15 protein-coding genes are annotated in these 18,545 nt (G+C 67.1%); 4 read left to right on the top strand and 11 right to left on the bottom strand.

Annotated features, from left to right (window positions below):
* Positions 1 to 2: 2 nt before the first annotated feature.
* From PPZ50_RS11900 to PPZ50_RS11870, 7 genes are all read right to left on the bottom strand, one after another.
* Complete coding sequence (locus PPZ50_RS11900; RefSeq protein WP_066689782.1) at positions 3 to 515, bottom strand: chemotaxis protein CheW; 513 nt, start codon at positions 513 to 515, stop codon at positions 3 to 5.
* Positions 512 to 1,789: a CheR family methyltransferase gene (locus tag PPZ50_RS11895; RefSeq protein WP_198158532.1), complete on the bottom strand. Its 1,278-nt coding sequence runs from the start codon at positions 1,787 to 1,789 to the stop codon at positions 512 to 514. Before PPZ50_RS11895 ends, PPZ50_RS11900 begins: the two co-directional genes overlap by 4 nt.
* Positions 1,786 to 2,256, bottom strand: a complete 471-nt coding sequence (locus PPZ50_RS11890) for a chemotaxis protein CheW (protein ID WP_066689784.1) — start codon at positions 2,254 to 2,256, stop codon at positions 1,786 to 1,788. The genes PPZ50_RS11895 and PPZ50_RS11890 overlap by 4 nt, the downstream gene beginning before the upstream one ends.
* A complete protein-coding gene (mobA, locus tag PPZ50_RS11885; RefSeq protein WP_066689785.1) occupies positions 2,256 to 2,804 on the bottom strand; it encodes a molybdenum cofactor guanylyltransferase in 549 nt (182 codons plus the stop codon). The genes PPZ50_RS11890 and mobA overlap by 1 nt, the downstream gene beginning before the upstream one ends.
* Positions 2,801 to 3,580 carry a formate dehydrogenase accessory sulfurtransferase FdhD gene (gene fdhD / locus PPZ50_RS11880; RefSeq protein ID WP_066689786.1) on the bottom strand — a complete coding sequence of 260 codons (780 nt, stop codon included), beginning with the start codon at positions 3,578 to 3,580 and terminating at the stop codon, positions 2,801 to 2,803. Before fdhD ends, mobA begins: the two co-directional genes overlap by 4 nt.
* A complete protein-coding gene (locus PPZ50_RS11875) occupies positions 3,580 to 5,856 on the bottom strand; it encodes an FdhF/YdeP family oxidoreductase (protein ID WP_066689787.1) in 2,277 nt (758 codons plus the stop codon). The genes fdhD and PPZ50_RS11875 overlap by 1 nt, the downstream gene beginning before the upstream one ends.
* A gap of 63 nt (positions 5,857 to 5,919) precedes the next feature.
* A complete protein-coding gene (locus PPZ50_RS11870; RefSeq protein WP_066689788.1) occupies positions 5,920 to 7,104 on the bottom strand; it encodes an acetyl-CoA C-acyltransferase in 1,185 nt (394 codons plus the stop codon).
* 86 nt (positions 7,105 to 7,190) lie between these two features.
* Here PPZ50_RS11870 and PPZ50_RS11865 point away from each other — a divergent pair, with 86 nt between their 5' ends.
* Positions 7,191 to 7,937, top strand: coding sequence for a prepilin peptidase (locus PPZ50_RS11865; RefSeq protein WP_066689789.1), 747 nt, complete (start codon positions 7,191 to 7,193; stop codon positions 7,935 to 7,937).
* Here PPZ50_RS11865 and PPZ50_RS11860 read toward each other — a convergent pair.
* Positions 7,934 to 8,521, bottom strand: coding sequence for a DUF1989 domain-containing protein (locus tag PPZ50_RS11860; protein ID WP_126013383.1), 588 nt, complete (start codon positions 8,519 to 8,521; stop codon positions 7,934 to 7,936). The genes PPZ50_RS11865 and PPZ50_RS11860 overlap by 4 nt on opposite strands.
* Positions 8,518 to 9,204, bottom strand: a complete 687-nt coding sequence (gntA, locus tag PPZ50_RS11855; RefSeq protein WP_066689791.1) for a guanitoxin biosynthesis heme-dependent pre-guanitoxin N-hydroxylase GntA — start codon at positions 9,202 to 9,204, stop codon at positions 8,518 to 8,520. Before gntA ends, PPZ50_RS11860 begins: the two co-directional genes overlap by 4 nt.
* A 103-nt stretch (positions 9,205 to 9,307) precedes the next feature.
* Between gntA and PPZ50_RS11850 the strand changes: the two genes are divergently transcribed.
* Complete coding sequence (locus PPZ50_RS11850; protein WP_232307933.1) at positions 9,308 to 9,769, top strand: MarR family winged helix-turn-helix transcriptional regulator; 462 nt, start codon at positions 9,308 to 9,310, stop codon at positions 9,767 to 9,769.
* Here the strand turns inward: PPZ50_RS11850 and PPZ50_RS11845 are convergent.
* On the bottom strand, positions 9,763 to 10,767 hold the full coding sequence (locus PPZ50_RS11845; RefSeq protein ID WP_232307934.1) for a YihY/virulence factor BrkB family protein: 1,005 nt from the start codon (positions 10,765 to 10,767) through the stop codon (positions 9,763 to 9,765). The two genes, PPZ50_RS11850 and PPZ50_RS11845, sit on opposite strands and share 7 nt — an antisense overlap.
* Positions 10,768 to 10,966: 199 nt before the next feature.
* Between PPZ50_RS11845 and PPZ50_RS11840 the strand changes: the two genes are divergently transcribed.
* Positions 10,967 to 13,075, top strand: a complete 2,109-nt coding sequence (locus PPZ50_RS11840; RefSeq protein WP_443018791.1) for an autotransporter assembly complex protein TamA — start codon at positions 10,967 to 10,969, stop codon at positions 13,073 to 13,075.
* Positions 13,075 to 17,301 carry a translocation/assembly module TamB domain-containing protein gene (locus tag PPZ50_RS11835; RefSeq protein ID WP_066689792.1) on the top strand — a complete coding sequence of 1,409 codons (4,227 nt, stop codon included), beginning with the start codon at positions 13,075 to 13,077 and terminating at the stop codon, positions 17,299 to 17,301. The genes PPZ50_RS11840 and PPZ50_RS11835 overlap by 1 nt, the downstream gene beginning before the upstream one ends.
* Positions 17,302 to 17,330: 29 nt before the next feature.
* Here the strand turns inward: PPZ50_RS11835 and PPZ50_RS11830 are convergent, their stop codons facing one another.
* Positions 17,331 to 18,479 carry an endo-1,4-beta-xylanase gene (locus tag PPZ50_RS11830; RefSeq protein ID WP_066689793.1) on the bottom strand — a complete coding sequence of 383 codons (1,149 nt, stop codon included), beginning with the start codon at positions 18,477 to 18,479 and terminating at the stop codon, positions 17,331 to 17,333.
* Positions 18,480 to 18,545 lie beyond the last annotated feature (66 nt).

The raw sequence follows: 18,545 nt of genomic DNA, 5'->3' as shown, positions 1-18,545 counted from the left end.
CCTTATCCTTCCTGAAGACGGGCAGGGAGCAATCGTTCGATCAGCATGACGGGGTCGATGCGTGTCAACCTTTGGTCGCCATCGACGACCAGCGTGGCAAGCGCCGAGGCGGCCGGCTGGCGGGCAATCGTCGTGACGCCGGACACGGCATCGACGGCAAGGGCGATACGGGGCGCGTCGTGGCGCAGCACGATCATCGCCGTCGCGCCCGCCGCATCACGGTCGAGCAGCTCCGCCAGCGCGAACAGGTTCACGACCGTGCCGCGCCATGCGACCAGCCCCGTCAGCGCGGCCGGGGGATGGGGCAGGCGCGTCACCTTGGGCAGCGGCGCGACCGCACGTACGCAGTCGATCGGCAGGCCATGCGCGACGCCGCCCAGGTCGAAGACGAGCAGCGTTTCGGTCGGTCGATCGTCCAGGGAGCGCGTGCTGCCGACGGCCCGCTGCCGTGCGGCCAGGATCGCGGCGATGGCATCGGCATCGAGGCCGTCGGCAAGGATCAGCGGTGCGCTCAACGATGGGGTCCGATGGTGTGGCGGATGGCGGTGGCCATCGCGCCGGCGGTCATGCCTTCGCCTTCGGCCAGTTCGGTATCGGGCGCAAGCGCGCTGGCGACCCGCAGCGCGTTGGTCAGGCTGCGGCGACCATCGGGCGCGCGGCCCTGTGCCAGCAGGTAGTGGCCGAACTGGTAATGCGCCATCGCAAAGGATCGATCGAGGTATAGCGCGTCGCGAAACGCCCGTTCGGCGCGCTCCTTGTCGTCGGCAGCCAGCGCATCGAGGGCCGCGAAATAATGGGCAACGGCATCGGGCGTGCGCACCACCAGCGGCGCTTCCGTCTTTGGCGTCGGCGGGGGTGGCGCTGGGGGCCTTGGGAGCGGCGCCGAGCGTGATTTATCGACGTGTGGCGCGGGGACGGTTTCGATCACGGGCGGGGTGGGCGGCACCGGCTTCGGCCGGGTGCCGAGCGTCCGATAGGTCAGGATTCCAGCGATCAGTTCGCTATCGGCGACCGCATCGAAGCCGGGATTGGGTTCGGCATGCCCCAGCAGCAGGACGCCGTCCGTCGCCAGCCGCCTGGCCAGCGCGCCGACGATCGCGGTCGCATCCTCCTGCCGGAAATAGATCAGCACGTTGCGGCACAGGATCAGGTCGTAATCGCTGAACCCCAGCGGCGCTGCCGCGTCGATCATCGACAACAGGTTGTGGCGTTCGAACCGCGCGATCCCGCGGTAGCGGTCCTTCAGGCGGTAGCGATCGCCGGTGCGGTCGAACAACCGCGCCCGCTCCGTCTCGCCCATGGTGCGAAGCGCCCAGGACGAATATTCCGCGCGCCGCGCGGCGTCCAGTGCCGCTTCGTCGATATCGGTTCCGGTGAGCGCGATGCGCCAGTCCGCGATCGCCTCGCCCAGCAGATCGTCCAGCACCACCGCGACCGAGTGGGCCTCCGCTCCGGTCGAACAGCCGACACTCCAGATGCGCAGCCTTTTGTCGTCCCGGTGGCGATCGATCATCGCCGGCAGGATGGTCGTGCGCAGCGCCGCGAACTGTTCGGCGAAGCGGAAGAAGAAGGTTTCGTTGATCGTGACCGCGCTTTCCAGCCGCCGCCATTCGGGATCGGTGGGGTCACGCAGGCGGGCGCCATAGTCGGCCAGCGTCGCATCGCCGGTGGCCGCCATCCGCTGCGCGATGCGGTCGGCCAGCTGGCTGTCCTTATCGACGTAATAATGGTGGCCGGTCCGCGCGATGACCAGCGCCTTCACCTCCGCAAAGGCGTCGTCGGCGATCATGCCGCGGTCCATAGCGAACGGCGTTCGGCGGCAACGGCGGTCAGCTCGGCCAACACCGCCCGTTCGCTGTCCAGCAGCAGGCGGTCGGGGGCGACGACATGGACCGTCCCATCGGGCAGCGCGAGTTCGCCGGTGATCGCGTCGTTCAGGCTATGGCCGGGGTCGAGCGGGCCGACGTCGCCGGTCGCGACATCCTCCGCGCGGTCGACCAGCAGGCAGACATCGTCGCGCAGCCGGACCAGATGGGCGGACAGGTCGACGGGTCCCGTCTGCTGCTGCGGATCGAGCAGAAGGTGCGGGGCGAGGACCGGCACCGGCAGCCCCTGCAGCGTCACGAAGCCCAGCAGCGGGCGCGGGAGACCGGGCGGCGTGTCGATCGGCAGCAACGGCAGCACTTCCCGCACTGCCGCCATGGGCAGCGCGAGGCGGGTATCGCCGACACGCAGGATCAGGAACGACGCGGTCATCACCGTTCGGCTATATCGCGCTTCGCCAGCAGCGCCAGATCATCCGGCGTGTTGATGTTCGCAATTTCACCCGATGCGGCCACGGCCGTCGCGCCGATGCGATCGGTGAAGGCCCGGACCGAGCGCGATCCGCCCTCTGCCAGCAGCATGTCGAGCACCGGGCTGGCGCCGGACGGCCACCATCCGACCACCGGCAGGTCGGCGTAATAGGCAGCGGGACCGGCGTCGGACAGCTGTTGTCGGAGGGTAGTCGGCAGGAACGGCGCGTCGCAGGGTACGGTCAGCACCTGTTCGAAGCCGTGCGCCCTGGCGTGATGCAACGCCGCCGCTATTCCGCCGAGCGGTCCGAGGTCGGGTGCCGGCCGGTCGGGGATGCAGGGGACGCCCGGATGCGAGCGACCGACCACGACCAATGCGTCCACCTGCGGACCGAGCGCATCCATGACCCGGTCGATCAGGGCGCGCCCGTCGAGCGTCGCCAATGCCTTGTCACTGCCAAAGCGGGTCGAGCGCCCGCCGGCAAGGATCGTTCCGAGGACGCGGGTCATATCGCCAGCATCGCGTCGCCGCGGACGAGCGTTCGGAGCGGCAGCCCGGCACTCGCCGCGCGGTCGAGCGCCAGCGACGTGGCGGCCGAGAGGGTGGCGAGCAGCGGGCAGTTTGCCAGCACCGCCTTTTCGACCAGTTCATAGGAGCAGCGCGACGACAGCAGCGCGAAGCCGCCATCCCAGTCCTGGCCGGCACGCCGCATCGCGCCGATCAATTTGTCGAACGCGTTGTGTCGACCGACATCCTCGCGCACCAGCCGGACACTGCCATCGATGGCGCACAGCGCGGCGGCATGGGTCGCGCCGGTTGCCTGCGCCAGGGGTTGATAGTCGCGCAAGGCCGCCGCCGCAGCGACAATGGCGGCGGGCGATGCTCCGCTTCGTTCCGACACGGCGGGCAGGGGGCGCAGCGCCTGTTCGAGATTTTCGATCCCGCACAGCCCGCAGGAGGATTCGGAGATGCGGTGCCGCACGCGCTCGGCGACCCGGTCGTGCCGTTCCGCGCTGAGCGTGATGCGCAGCAGCGTGCCCGATGCCGCCGGGTGCGTCGACACCTCGACCACTTCGCCAGCATCATCCACCAGCCGTTCGGACAAGACGAAGCCGTAAGCCAAGTCGGCCAGATCGGTCGGCGTCGCCATCAGCACGGCATAGCCCAGGCCATTCACCTCGATCGCGACCGGTGCCTCGATCGCGATGGCGCGTTCCTGTCGTTCGGCATCCCCCGATGCCGCCACCCGGTCGAACCGCCGGGTGGCGCTACCCCCCTGATCCATCAGGCGACGATACGCACCGGCACCGCCTTCGCCGCCGGCGTCTGCGATCCGTGGTCGTGCCAGTTCAGCGGGACCAGCGGATTGAGCTCGGGATAATAGCCGGCGATGCAGCCATCGGGCAGGTCGAACGGCACGACCTTCAGCCCGGCCACGCGGCGGTCGATCCCGTCGTCGCTGTCGCCGACGATGGTCACGACCTGCCCCTTGTGCAGGCCGGCCTTCTCGATCTCCTTCGGGTTCATCAGCACGACATCGCGGGTGCCCGAAATGCCGCGAAAGCGATCGTCATAGCCGTAGATGGTCGTGTTGAACTGGTCGTTCGACCGTAGCGTCACCAGCCGCAGCCGACCCGGCGCATCGGGAATGTCGGTGCCGGACAGCGACCGGGGAACGGTGAACTCCGCCTTGCCGCTCTCGGTCTTCCACACGCGTTCGCGCGCCGAATTGCCGCGATAGAAGCCGCCCGGCGTGAACATGCGTTCCTCGAAATCGTGGAACTCCTCCGGATAGGTCGCCTCGATCAGCTTGCGGACCTTTGCATAGTCGCCGGTCCAGCCGTCCCAGTCGACCTTCGGATGGGGATCGAGCGTTGCCTTGGCGATCCCGGCGACGATGGCGACTTCGGACTTCAGATGCTCGCTGGCCGGTTCATGGGTCGCGATCGACCCGTGGATATGGCTGAACGTGTCCTCGATCGTGACGATCTGTTCGCCGCCGGCCTGCTTGTCGACTTCGGTCCGGACGAGGCAGGGGAGGAGATAGGCGACCTTGCCGTTGATCAGGTGGCTGCGATTGAGCTTGGTCGCGATCTGCACCGTCAGGCGCATCGACGGCCATGCCGCCTCGATCCGTTCCAGATCGGGGATCGCGCGCAGGAAATTGCCGCCGAGCGATAGGAAGGCGTCGATCTCGCCCTTCAACAGGTCTTCGCAGGCGGTCACGGTATTGTGGCCATGGTCCATCGGCGGTTCGAAATCGAACAGTTCGCGCAACCGGTCCATCGGCACCAGTTCGGGCTTTTCCGAAATGCCGACGGTACGCTGGCCCTGCACGTTGCTATGCCCCCGGACCGGCGACATGCCGGTGCCGACGCGACCGATATTGCCCTTCATCAGCAGCAGGTTGACGTAGGTCGCGACATTGTCGAACCCGTTGACCTGCTGGGTCAGGCCCATGCCGTAGATGCCGATCGTCCGATCCGCCTCGACATAGACCTGGCCGGCTGCCTCGATATCGGCGCGGCTGAGGCCGCTTTCGCGTTCGATATCAGCCCAGTCGGTTGCGCGGACCATCGCCTCGAACTCGGCGAAGCCGGTAGTGTGCTGTTCGATGAAGTCGACGTCGAGGACATGGACCTTGTGCTCGGCCCAGCTCTTGTCTTCCGCCGCCAGCACATGCTTGGCGAGGCCGATCATCACCGCGACGTCGCCGCCGGGCTTCACCTGATGATATTGGCAGCTGATCTTCGTCTCGCTGCGGGTCGCCATCTCGAACGGGTTCTGCGGGTCGGTAAAGGCGACCAGTCCGGGTTCCTTGACGGGATTGAACGTCACGACCTTGCACCCGCGCTTCACCGCGTCGCGCAAGGGGTGGAGGAAACGCGGGCTGTTCGACCCGGTGTTCTGCCCGAAAAAGAACATCGCATCGCAATGCTCGAAATCGTCGAGGATCGAGGTGCCGACCGGCGCGCCGATCGTCTTCTTCAGCGCAACCGACGTCGTTTCGTGGCACATGTTCGAACTGTCGGGCAGATTGTTGTGCCCATAAAGCCTGGCGAACAGCGCGTAGAGATAGGAGGTTTCGAGGCTGGCGCGACCCGAGGCGTAGAAGATCGCCTTTTTCGGATCGATCGCGCGTAGTTCCGCACCGATCGCGGCGAAGGCTTCGTCCCAGCTGCATTCGATATAATGATCGGTCGCGTGGTCGTAGCGCAGCGGATGGGTCAGCCGCCCGACATGTTCGAGATCGAAATCCTTCCACGTCTTCAGCTCGGTCACGGAATGCTTCGCGAAGAATTCCGGCGTGCAGCGGTTGGGCGTCAGGTCCCACAACGTCGCCTTCGCCCCATTCTCGCAGAATTCGAACGGGTGCGGCTCGGCGGGCTTGCCCCATGCGCAGGACGTGCACATGAAGCCCTTGGGCTTGTTCTGCCGGGCGAGTTGCGCCAGCGCGGCGGGGCGGTTACGCTCCTTGGCAAGGACCTTGGACATCCCCTTGACCGAGCCCCAGCCGCCTGCCGGGCCGTCATATCCCACCACATCGTCCCGATCCGCCACGGCAATTCCTTCTCTACGCCTGTGGCGTAGCCTACGCCGGGCGGGGGGATAATGTTCCGTTCGTCAGTCGACTAATTCGAGCGCCAGCGCCGTCGCTTCGCCGCCGCCGATGCATAGCGAGGCGAGGCCGCGTTTCTTCCCGCGCGTCTCCAACGCCGACAACAGGGTCGCCAGCACCCGTGCACCGCTGGCCCCGATCGGATGGCCGAGTGCGCAGGCACCGCCATGGACGTTCACCCGGTCGTGCGGCAGGTCCAGGTCGTGCATCGCCGCCATGGTGACGCAGGCAAAGGCTTCGTTCACCTCGAACAGGTCGATCTGTTCCGCGCTCCATCCCGCGCGCTCCATCGCGCGGCGCATCGCGAAGACCGGGGCGGTGGCGAAGCGGGCGGGGGCGTGGGCGAAGCCGGCATGGGCGACGATCCGCGCGATCGGGGTCAGCCCCAGCCGGTCGGCCACCGAGGCGCGCGCCAGTACCAGCGCCGCGGCGCCGTCCGAAATCGACGAGGCATTGGCGGCGGTGATCGTACCATCCTTCGCAAAGGCGGGTTTGAGCGTCGGAATCTTGGCCACGTCGCCGCGCGCGGGCTGTTCATCGAGCCGAACGGTCGTCGTTCCCTTGCGACCGGCGATCTCGACGGGCACGATTTCGCGATCGAACGCACCGGAGGCTTGCGCCGCCTGCGCACGGGTCAGCGATTCGATCGCGAAGGCGTCCTGCGCCTCGCGGGTAAAGCCATAGGATACCGCGGTTTCCTCGGCAAAGCTGCCCATCAGCCGGCCGGGTTCATAGGCGTCCTCCAGCCCATCCATATACATGTGATCGATCAGCCTATCATGGCCGATCCGCGCGCCGCTGCGATGGCGCTGCGACAGATAGGGCGCGTTGGTCATGCTCTCCATGCCGCCCGCGACGATGATGTCCGCGGAACCGGCGGCGATGGTATCGGCGGCCATCATCACCGCCTGCATGCCCGATCCGCACATCTTGTTGACAGTCGTCGCCTCGACATGCTGCGGCAGACCTGCGCCCAATGCCGCCTGTCGTGCCGGCGCCTGGCCGAGGCCGGCGGGCAGCACGCAGCCCATATAGATACGCTCGATCGCCTCGCCCGACAGGCCGGCGCGCTCGACCGCCGCACCGACCGCCGTCGCGCCCAGTTGCGTGGCGGTGGCACCCGACAACGACCCCTGGAAGCTGCCCATCGGCGTGCGGGCATAGGACAGGATGACGACGGGGTCGGACATGAAACGCTCTCCGGGATATTTCTTGTTTCGTTTGTTATCATCTAGGGCGATGGCCGCGCCGCCGCAATCGCGCTAGGCGCTGAACGATGTCGTCCGCGCTGCCTCCTGCCTTCTGGCCGATCCTGCTGGGGATGCTGGGTGCCGTGTTCGGCAGCTTCATCGCGACGATCGCGATCCGCTGGCCGGCCGGACGGTCGGTTTCGACCGGGCGATCGGCGTGCGACGGGTGCGCGCGGACGCTAGCTGCGTGGGAACTGGTGCCGGTGCTTAGCTTCGTCGCGCTGCGTGGCCGGTGCCGGACGTGCGGAACGCAAATCGCGCCGGGACATGTCGTGACCGAACTGCTGGGCGCGGGGATCGGCGTGGTCGCCGGCCTGACCGCGCCGGGTTGGGAAGGGGTGGCGGGGGCCGCATGCGGCTGGCTGTTGCTGGCGCTGGGGGCGATCGACCTCGCCGCGTTCTGGTTGCCTGACGTCCTGACCGCATCGCTGGCCGTCGTCGCCTTGACGGGGGGCGTTGGAGGCTTCGGTGCCGATCTTTCGGCACGGCTGATCGGCGGCATTGCGGGGTTCGGCGTGCTGTGGCTGGTCGCCGCTCTCTATCGATCGTTGCGCGGCCGGGTCGGGTTGGGCGGCGGCGATCCGAAATTGTTCGGTGCAATCGGCCTGTGGCTCGGCTGGCGCGCCTTGCCGCAGGTGCTGTTGGTGGCGGCGCTTGCCGGGCTGGCCATCGTGCTCGCGATGGCGCTCGCCGGCCGCCGGGTGACGGCGACCGACCGCTTGCCGCTGGGCACGCTGCTCGCCGGGGCGGCCTTTCTATGCTGGGCGCTTTAGGCCGGTTCGATCCGATATTCGATCGGTTTGAAGCTGCCACCGTTGGACGCCGGAGCCGAACAGGCGGTGAGGCCGATGACGAGGTCCATCGCGGCGCGGAAGGTGATCGTGTCCCCTGCCTTGCTGATCGGGGGCAGGACGCTGAGCCTGCCCGTCGTGCCGTCCACCGGCACGTTCATGAAACAATTGAACGCTACCGGAATGCGGTCCGGCGTCACGCCATAGGGTTCCAGCGCGGCGGCGAGATTGCCAAAACAGCCGCGATGCGGCGGCAGGTCCGGGTAGAAATGGTGGAATGTGTCGTAGGAGCATGGCGTCAGCAGGAAGTCATGCACCCCGACCGTGTCGTCGGTGATGTCCAGCATTACCCGGCTGCGGTTCGAATAGAGTTTATGGCCGGCCGTCAGGCGGATCGTCTCGGCATAATCCAGCGTCCGCCCGGACGAGATGACTTCGTCCATGTCGTCGGCATTGAATGCCAGCAGGTCGGCCACCTGGCACCCGCGCGGGTCGACCACGACCAGCGTATCCCCCGTTTTCAGGCGAAACGCCGTGCCCGACCGTTCGGGGATGGTGACGTTCACTTCGCCTCCCCCGAATAATGGAACGGGCAGGCCCAGCGTTCGTCGACCACCCGGCCGCTATATTGCCGCGCCTCGCTGGCGGCGCCGTGGCGGGCGAGCATCGGGTTGCGGCTGCCCGCCAGCGCTTCGTCGCGCACGAGGATCTTCTCGCGCATCGTCTCATACTTGCCTTCGGCGCGCAGCCGTTCGAACTGGTCGTGCAGGTTGAAGACGAGCGTCGGCCGTTCGAACCGTCGCGCCGGACGGCTGGCGCGCGGGTGGAGGCCGACGATGAAAAAGGCCTCGCCGCCGAAGCTCAGTGAGAAATGCGGATTGTCCGGGTCGGCGCTGACCCGCGCGTCATAGTCCTGTCCGCGCCACACATCCTTGTCGGACAGCGACTGGACCCGTTGCCACAGCGCACGTTCGAATTCCGGTTCGGACAGGTCGCCCGGCCCTTCGAACACGACCGCGAAGCTACGGTACATCGCCCGGTCGCGGCGATAATCTTCGGCCAGTCGCATCAGGGCATCGTGAATGCGGACATCGTCCCATGCGCTGTCGATGCTGGAGCAGGCGAGTACATCGAGCGTACCCCGCGCCATCGCGGATTTTGCGCCCACGCAGGGAAATGCGCGGTCGTCGATATGGGCGAACAGCAGGGCTTCGAGGCGGTCCTGTGCCTCGTGTTTCCAGTTGAACATTGCGGAGATCCCGACCCGGTGATTGGAACGACACTACGTTTCGCGGCCGATACAGGTTCCGCCCGGTTGACGCGTGGCGGGGACGGCGGCAACAATCGCAGCTGTGAACAAACGCCTGCTCCTGGATGACTTCCTTCCCTATCGCCTGTCGATCGCATCGAACCGGGTTTCGGATGCGATTGCATCGACCTATCGGTCGTTGTTCGGACTGCGCATTCCCGAATGGCGGCTGGTGACGGTGATCGCCGAGAGCGACGGGATCACGCAGCAGGCGCTGTGCGTCGCGACGCGGATGGACAAGGTGACCGTCAGTCGCGGCGCGATCGCGCTGGTCGACCGCGGGCTGGTCGAACGACGCGCCAATGCCGGGGATCAGCGGTCGCACCTGCTACGGCTCACCGCGTCCGGGCGGGCCTTGTACGAAGAGGTGGCGCCCAAGGCGCTGCTGATCGAACAGGAACTGTTCGCTTCGTTCAGCGCGCAGGAGATCGACGTCCTGCGCGACATGTTGGCACGGGTCCAGGCGGCGGCCGACGCCATGGAGCAACGCACCGGCGATCAGTAGCGGTCGCGGCGAGGCTTCATCTGTCGCTTGCTGGGCAGCGTATCGGCCAGGCGGGCACCGCGATGGCCCATCGGCCGGGGATGGCCGACGGTCGAATCCACCGCCGTCTGTCGCTCCGCCTCTGCATTGATCTCCGCGCCGATCAGGATCGCCAGGCTCGACACGAACAGCCACATCAGCAGCACGACGACGGCGCCCAGCGCGCCGTAGGTCGCGTTGTAATTGGCGAAATTGGCCGCGTAGACGCCGAACAGCACGGTCGCCAGCAACCACAACAGCGTCGCTGCAACCGAACCGACCGACAGCCACCGCCATTTGGCGCGCGCCCGATCCGGACCATAGCGATAGGCGAAGGCGATGGCGGCACTGGCGATGCTCGCCGCGACCAGCCACGTCGCCCCCTGAATCGCGATCGCGCCGGCGGTGCCGAGGAACTGGGTCTGGCTCCGGATCCAGGTCAATACGCCGGCCGACAGGATGCCGACGATGGCGGCGATGATCGCCGCGACGGTCAGCATCGCCGCCAATGCCGTGGTGACGACGATGCTCCGCTCGTCCTCTTCCTCATAGATGACGTTCAGCGCCTGGATGATGGCGCTGGCGGCACGCATCGCGCCGTAGATCGACAGCAGCAGCGCGACGAACAGGCCCAGCCCGGCCTGCGACGATGCGGTAGTGACGACCGCTATCAACTGGTCCGAAATCAGCCGCGCGGCATCGGCGGGTACGAGGTCGAAGATCGTCTCCATGTGCCGGGCGACCGTCGAGGGATCGGCGATCAGGCCATAGGTCATCACGATCGCGCCCAGCAGCGGAACGAACGACAAGAAGGCATAGAAAGCGACCCCCGCCGCCATCAGCGTCAGATTGTGATAGCCGACCATGGTATAGACACGGACGAAGATCGCGCGCCACGCCGGCCAGGGGTGCTGCCACGGATGTTCGGACTGGCTGCCCGGCACGTTGGCGGGATCGATCGGCGGTACGGTGTCGGTCAATGTGGCTCCCCTTGCTGCCCGGACCAACGCAGCGCCGGTCGATCGGATGCAGCGTGGCGTACAAATTGAACCAAATCCGCTGCTTGGCGTTTTCGGGGTGAACGGGGGTCGTACGTCACGACGCCTGCCAAGGGGACGGGGACAGGGTTTGGGGGATTTTCGCGCAAGGACAGTTGTTGTGCTGCTTGCCAGCACGATGATGATCCCGGTCGCTTCTGCGCAGCAGCAGGCGTCGTCGCCTACGACAGTCCGTACGCAGCAACCGCCGGTCGAACCGATCGTTCCCAACAGCGAGTTCGACTCCGCACTGCCGACCCTGTCGGGCGACATCAACGCGCCGCTGGAGCCGATGTCGGCATTCGATGCGAAGCCCGCACCGACCACGCATACGCCGCCCCTGCCAACCCCGACCGCTCCGACGACGGAGGCGCAGGTGCCCGCCGAAACCCTGCCCGACGCAGTGTTGCCCGAGGCGCCGGAACTGGCCCAGCCGCTGACGCCGCTATCGTCGTTCGACGTCACCCCGGTCGAGGTTGCCGGCGTCGACGACAAGAAGGCGGTGGAAATCCGGTACGATACCGTCGTCAACGGGCTGGACGAGATCGACGGCACGACGCAATTTCGTGAACTCTCCGCGTTGCGCGAAGGCGACGGCAAGGCGGCCAACGCCGCGATGGTGCAGGCCCGTGCCAAGGAGGACGAGCAACTCGCGGTCCGCATCATGCGGGCCAAGGGCTATTATGACGGCACCGCTACCTCCGCGATCGAACAGCCGCCGGGGCAGCGGCTGCGTGCGGTCGTGACCGCCATTCCGGGCAAGCAATTCACGCTGGGGTCGATCCGCATCGATACCCAGCCGACCGTCCCGCCGGATCTGGTCCAGCGCGAATTGCCGCTGAAGGTCGGCGATCCGATCGATGCCGAACGCATCCAGGCAGCCGAGGTGAATGTCAGCCTGAAGCTGCCGCAGCAGGGCTATCCGTTCGTCGAGGTCGGGCAACGCGACATCCTGCTCGACGATACGACCGTAACCGGCGCCTATACCCTGCCGGTCACCACCGGTCCGCGATCGTCGTTCGGGACCTATTCGACGACCGGCAAGCTGGCGTTCGATGCCGAGCATGTCGGCGTGCTTGCCCGGTTCAAGCAGGGTGAGTTGTACGACAACCGCAAGGTCGACGACCTTCGCGCCGCGCTCGTGTCGACGGGACTGTTCTCCGGCGTGTCGGTCGAGCCGCAGCGCACCGGGCAGATCGCGCCGGACGGGACGGAATATGTGAATCTGCTGGTCAAGCAGGATGCCGGGCCTGCGCGGACGCTGGCCGGGGAAGCGGGTTATGGCACCGGGCAGGGCGTCCGGCTGGAAGGATCCTGGACGCATCGCAACCTGTTCCCGCCGGAAGGCGCGCTGATCGTGCGCGGGGTCGCGGGCACGCAGGAACAGGGGGCGGGTGTCACCTTCCGCCGGTCCAATGCCGGTCGCCGCGACCGGACGTTCCAGATCCTCGCCAATGCCAGCCGCACCAATTACGATGCGTTCGAAGCGTTTACGGGTACGCTCGGCATCCGCTGGTCGTACGATTCGACGCCGATCTGGCAGAAGCGTTTCACCTATGCCTATGGTGCCGAACTGATCGGCACCAACGAAGACACTTACGATTTCGACGTGGCGGCGCGCCGTCGCAAGACCTATGGCATCGCCGCGCTGCCGCTGTTCGCCGGGTTCGATACGTCGGACAATCTGTTGAACCCGACCAAGGGGTTCCGCCTCAAATTGAACGTCAGCCCCGAGGCGTCGGTGCAGGGTGCGGTTCGGCCCTATGGCCGGTTCATGGTCGAGGGCACCGCCTATTACCCGATCGGGGAGAGCATCGTCATCGCCGGCCGCGCGCGCGCGGGATCGATCCAGGGGATCGCCCGCGACGATCTGGCGCCGTCGCGCCGTTATTATGCCGGCGGCGGCGGCTCGGTGCGCGGCTTCGGGTTCCAGGAACTCGGGCCGCGGACGCCGGAGGTGGACGAGGACGGCAACAACCTCAACCGTCCGATCGGCGGACGCAGCCTGAACGAGTTCGCGCTCGAAGCCCGCTATCGCTTCGGCAATTTCGGGATCGTGCCGTTCATCGACGCCGGTCAGGTGTATGAATCCAGCCTGCCCAAGGGGTCCGACCTGCGCTTCGGCGCGGGTATCGGCGGGCGCTTCTATACCAATTTCGGTCCGATGCGGGTCGATGTCGCCACGCCGATCGCAAGGCGGCCGGGAGAATCCAAGATCGCGCTCTACATCTCGATCGGGCAGGCTTTCTGATGACCGACGCCGACATGCCCGCCACCGAAACCGTGATCCTGCGCGATCGTCCGTTGTGGCAGAAGGTCCTGAAATGGGTCGGCATCGCGCTGGCCACGCTGATCATCCTGCTGATCGCGCTGGTGTTCGCGCTGAACACCGGGCCGGGGCGGGGGTTCATCGTCAGCAAGCTCGACGGCTACACCACCGCGTCGGGGCTGAAGGTCAATATCGGCCGGATCGATGGTTCGCTCTATGGCGCGATGACCGTCCGCGAGCTGCGGCTGAGCGATACGCAGGGCGTGTTCGCCTATTCGCCGGAAGTCGCGGTCGACTGGCGGCCCTTCGCCTTCGCGAACGGGCATGTCGATATTCGTAGCCTGACGAGCCCGCTGATCCGCTATGCGCGCAATCCGGTGTTGAAGGACACGCCGCCGGGCGACCCCAATGCGCCGCTGCTGCCCGACTATGACATCGACGTGAACCGCCTGCGCGTCGACCGGATCGAGGTCGGCCCGGCGGTGACCGGGCAGCGCCATATCGCGCGGCTGGACGGCGAGGTGCATATCGCCGACCGTCGCGCGCAGGTGACCGCCAACGCCGCGACCATCGCCGCGCCGGGCGTGGCGGGGGGCGACCGTGTCGCGCTGAAGCTCGACGCGGTGCCCGACGATAATCGCTTCGATGTCGATGCCCGGATCACCGGACCAGCCAATGGCATGATCGCGGGAATGGCGGGACTGAAGGCGCCGATCGTCGCGACGGTCGATGGCCAAGGCGACTGGCGTAACTGGCGCGGGCGACTTGCCGGCACGCTGGGCGGGCGGCCGCTGGCCGATCTGGCGCTGACCGGACGGGAGGGTCGCTTTACGGTCCGGGGCTCGACCCAGCCGGGATTGATCCTCCAGGGTCCGGTCGAACGGCTGACCGCTCCGCGGCTCGACGTGGCGATCGATGCGGCGTTGCAGGATCGCAAGGCCGATACCCGCATCCAGCTGCGATCGAGTGCGCTGGCGGTGAACGCCGCCGGTTTGCTTGACCTGGGCAACAGCCGGTTCGGCAATTTCCGGACCGAAGCGATGCTGCTGACCCCCGGTGCGATCGCGCCGAACTTAAACGGGCGATCGGTCCGCGCCGCTGTCGTCCTCGACGGTGGGTTCGGCACGCCGACCGTGGATTACAAGGTGCAGGCCGCTGCCTTGGGTTTTGGCGAAACCGTCGTTGAACAGCTCTATGCCGAAGGACGGGCGACGGTTGATGCCGACCGCATTCTGATCCCGATTGCGGCGAAGGCGCGGCGTATCTCTGGGCTGAACGCGGCGGTCGGCGGACTGGTCACCAACGTCGCGATCAATGGTTACCTTGCCATTTCGGGCGATCAGGTGCTGTCGGACAATCTGCGCATCCGGTCCGACCGGATCGACGCGACCGCCATCGTCGCCGCCAACCTGACCACCGGGCGCTACACCGGCGCGATCAAGGGGCGGATCAACGATTACGAAGTCGCCAGCATCGGCATCCTGAACCTGACGACCGACGCCAGCCTCTATGCCGCGCCACAGGGCGGGTTCGGGATCAAGGGCCGTGTGGTCGCGCAGACCACCCGCCTGTTCAACGAAGGCATTCGCAACTTTCTGGGCGGCAACGTCACCACCACGCGCGCAGATGTCGGTGTGGGACCGGATGGGATCGTCAGCTTCTCCAACGTGCGGATGAATGCGCCGCAGTTCCGTATCACCAACGGTTCTGGCCGTTATGATCCGGCGGGGCCGTTGCTCGTAAATGCCGATGCCTATTCGACGCAATATGGTCCGCTGAGTGCGCGGGTGACCGGTACCGTCGCTGCGCCGCAGGTCCTGCTGCGCGCCGCGCGCCCGGGCGTTGGGGTCGGGCTCGCCAATCTCGAGGCACGGGTGCGTGGGCAGGGCGACCGCTATGCGATCCAGGCGACCGGCAATACCGATTACGGGCCGTTCCGCGCCGATGTGCTGCTGTCGACCGCGCCGCGGCTAGTCGCCGATATCCACTCCGCAACCTTTGCCGGCATGAATATCGACGGCCGGGTGGAGGCGACCGATGCCGGGCCGTTCGCAGGGCGAATCAACTTCGCCGGATCGGGCGTGGCCGGTATCGCGCGCCTGTCGGCTCAAGGGCGATTCCAGCGCGCGGACGTGAATGCGCAGGCGTCGAACGCGGTCATTCCGGGCAATATGGGGCTGCGCATCGGTCGCGCGATCGTGACCGGCAGCGCGGTGCTGTACGACCAGCCGGAAATCGTCGCCGATGCGCAGGTCGCCAACCTGTCGATGGGCGACTTCCTGCTCCAGCGCAGCCGGGCGAAGATCAACTATCGCGGCGGCAACGGCACGGCGCAGATGTTCGCCGAAGGGTCGTCGGGCGTGCCGTTCCGGGTCGCCGCCAATGCGCGGCTGCGCCCAAACGACTATCTGGTCGCGTTGCAGGGTGTCGCCAATTCGATCCCGTTCAAGACGGTCAACCCGGCGCGGATCGTGTCGGCCCCGGGCGGCTATCGCCTGTACCCGACGCGGATCGACTTCGCGCAAGGCTCGATCCGCGCGGCGGGCGTCTATGGCAATGGCATGTCGATCCAGACCCGGCTCGACCGGTTGGACCTGAGCATCGTCAATGCCTTCGTGCCGGGCACCGGTATCGGTGGCACCGCGACCGGGAGCCTCGACTTCGCGCAGGCGGCGGACCAGAGCTTTCCGCGGGCCGATGCACGCCTGACCATCCGCAATTTCCAGCGGACCAGCCTTGCCTCTGTCTCCGAACCGGTCGACATCGTCTTTGCCGGCGACCTGCGGCCTGAGGGTGGCAGCGGACGGGCGCTGATCCGCCGCGGCACGACCACGGTCGGGCGGATGGTTGCGAACCTCCGGCCGTTGCCGCCGGGTAGCGGGTCGTGGGTCACACGGATGCTGGCGGCACCGCTGTCGGGCGGAATCCGGTACAACGGCCCGGCGGGCGTGCTGTTCTCCTTTGCCGGGCTGGCCGATCAGCAGTTGTCCGGGCCGATCGGCCTGGCCGCCGATTTCGGTGGGCGGGTGCAGTCGCCGCAGCTGACCGGCATCGTCCGCGCCAACAACCTGACCTATGAGAATGAGACGCTGGGCACCCGGCTGACCAATCTCGGCATCAATGGCCGCTTCACCAACGACCGGTTCGAGCTGACCCAGCTGCGGGCGCGCGCCGGTGAGGGCACGGTTGCGGCGCAGGGAACAGTGGGCTTGGCGGCGGACAGCGGCTTCCCGATCGACATCCGCGCCCAGCTGCGTGATGCCCAGTTGGCGCGCAGCGATGCGCTGGGGGCATCGGCGACCGGCGACATCCGCATCCAGAACGGGCGCGATGGGGGCCTGATCTCCGGCGACCTCGTCATTCCCGAAGCGCGCTACCAGATCATCCGGCAAGGCGCGGCCGAGGTGCCGGAGCTGACCGGCGTCCGGCGCAAGAGCGATGCGAACCGGTCGAATGCGACACCGCAGCGGCAGGCGGCGGCGTCGGCCGGGTTGTTCCGCCTCGCGCTGCGGGTGCGAGCCGATAACCGGTTGTTCGTGTCGGGCATGGGGCTGGAGTCGGAATGGCAGGCGAACCTGCGCATCGCGGGAACCTCCGCTGCGCCGACGATCAACGGACAGTTGCAGCTGGTGCGCGGCACCTACTCGTTTGCCGGCAAACGGTTCGAGGTCGAGCGCGGGGTGATCCGGTTCGAGGGCGAGGACTATACCAACCCGGTGATCGATATCGTCGCGTCGACCACGGCCGAAGGCATCACCGCGTCGATCAACGTGTCCGGCACCGCGCAGGCACCGCAGATCGCGTTCAACTCGACCCCGTCGCTGGCGCAGGACGAAGTGTTGTCGCGGCTGTTGTTCGGCAGTTCGGTGACGAACCTGTCTGCGACCGAGGCGATCCAGCTGGCCGCCGCGCTGAACTCGCTGCGCGGGTCGGGCGGCGGTGGGCTGAACCCGCTCGGCAAGTTGCGTTCCGCGACCGGGTTCGACCGGCTGCGCGTGCTGGGCGGGGACGAGGCGAGCGGGCGCGGCACGTCGCTGGCGGCGGGCAAGTATCTGACCGATGATATCTATATCGAGATCATCACCGATGCGCGGGGCTTCACCGCCACGCAGATCCAGATCGCGCTGTCGCGGACGCTCAGCCTGTTGTCGCAGACCGGATCGTTCGGCGGGTCGAACGCTTCGCTGCGCTACAGCCGGGATTATTGATGGGCGGCGGCGGTAACACCGCCGCCGCGTCACCGGCGGTGCGTGGTGCCGTTCGCTAGCGCGGCGATCATCGCGTCGCGCAGCGGCTTGGGTTTGAGGTCTATGTCATAGGGACAGCCGCGCGCGACGGCCCCGTCGGGGCGGGGTTCGAAGCCACGCAGCCAGCTGTACCGGTCGCTCAGGCCCCAGGCGAGGACGTCGCCCAGTTGCGGGTAGGACAGCATGATGTCGAGGTACGCGCGGGCGAAGTCGGCGACGCCACGGTCGCGCGGGGCAATCGCCGCCGGTAACCCGCGGTCGCGTACGTCGAATTCGGTGATGACCAGTCGGTACCCCATCGCCACAACCCGGTCGAGGAACCGCCGCCATTCGGGTTCGAGCCGATGGGCGAGCACACCGGCGTCGGTGGTCGGCTGGAACAGGCCGATATGCGACTGCACCCCGAGCGCATCGACCGGCGTGCCGCGACGACGGAACTCCTCGAGCAGCGAGAGCACGCCAACGCGATGCTTCTCGTTGCCGTCTTCCCAGCTCATATAGTCGTTATAGACCAGCTCGGCATGCGGCGCGGCGGCGCGGGCGGTGCGGAAGGCGTGGTCGAGCACGTTGGCGGTCCCGCCCATCGCGCGCGACAACGACGTTTCGCGTAAGGCGCCGGTGTCGGGATCGACCGCTTCGTTCACCACGTCGTAGCTGTAGATCTTTCGGCCGTACCGCTTGGCGATCGTATCGATGTGGTGGTCGAGAATGCCGGCCGCTGCCGAGGCCGGGCGTTGGCCGAAGTCCTGGGTGTTGAGCCATGCGGGAAACCATTTGGAATAGGCCCAGTAGAGCGTGTGGCCGCGCATCATGAAACCGTTGCGCATCGCCCAGTCGACCATCGCGTCGAACTGCGCGAAATCGAACCGGTCGGCGCTGGGGCGCAGCGCCTGCCATTTCATCTGGTTTTCGGCGACCAGCACTGCGCAGTCGCGTTGCAGGAGCGCGGCGTAGGCCGGGTTGTTGAATGACGCTGCGTCGCGCCCCGGCGGCGCCCAGGCGAAGGCGGACCCGAAGCGACGTCCATGGCGGGCGGCAGCGTCCTTCAGGGTCAGCGGCGCCGAGGCGGCGGGTAACGCCTGCGCGGCAAGCATCGCTGCGCCTCCGGCGAGGATGCTGCGGCGGTCGATCAGGGTCATGCGCTCTCCATATCCTCGTTCTCTGACGTGGTAGCGTTACCATGATCGCGATGATATGTCGGTGTC

This window comes from Sphingomonas hankookensis (assembly GCF_028551275.1).
GTDB classification, from domain to species: domain Bacteria; phylum Pseudomonadota; class Alphaproteobacteria; order Sphingomonadales; family Sphingomonadaceae; genus Sphingomonas; species Sphingomonas hankookensis_A.
This window is presented reverse-complemented; position numbering and strand designations above follow the sequence as displayed.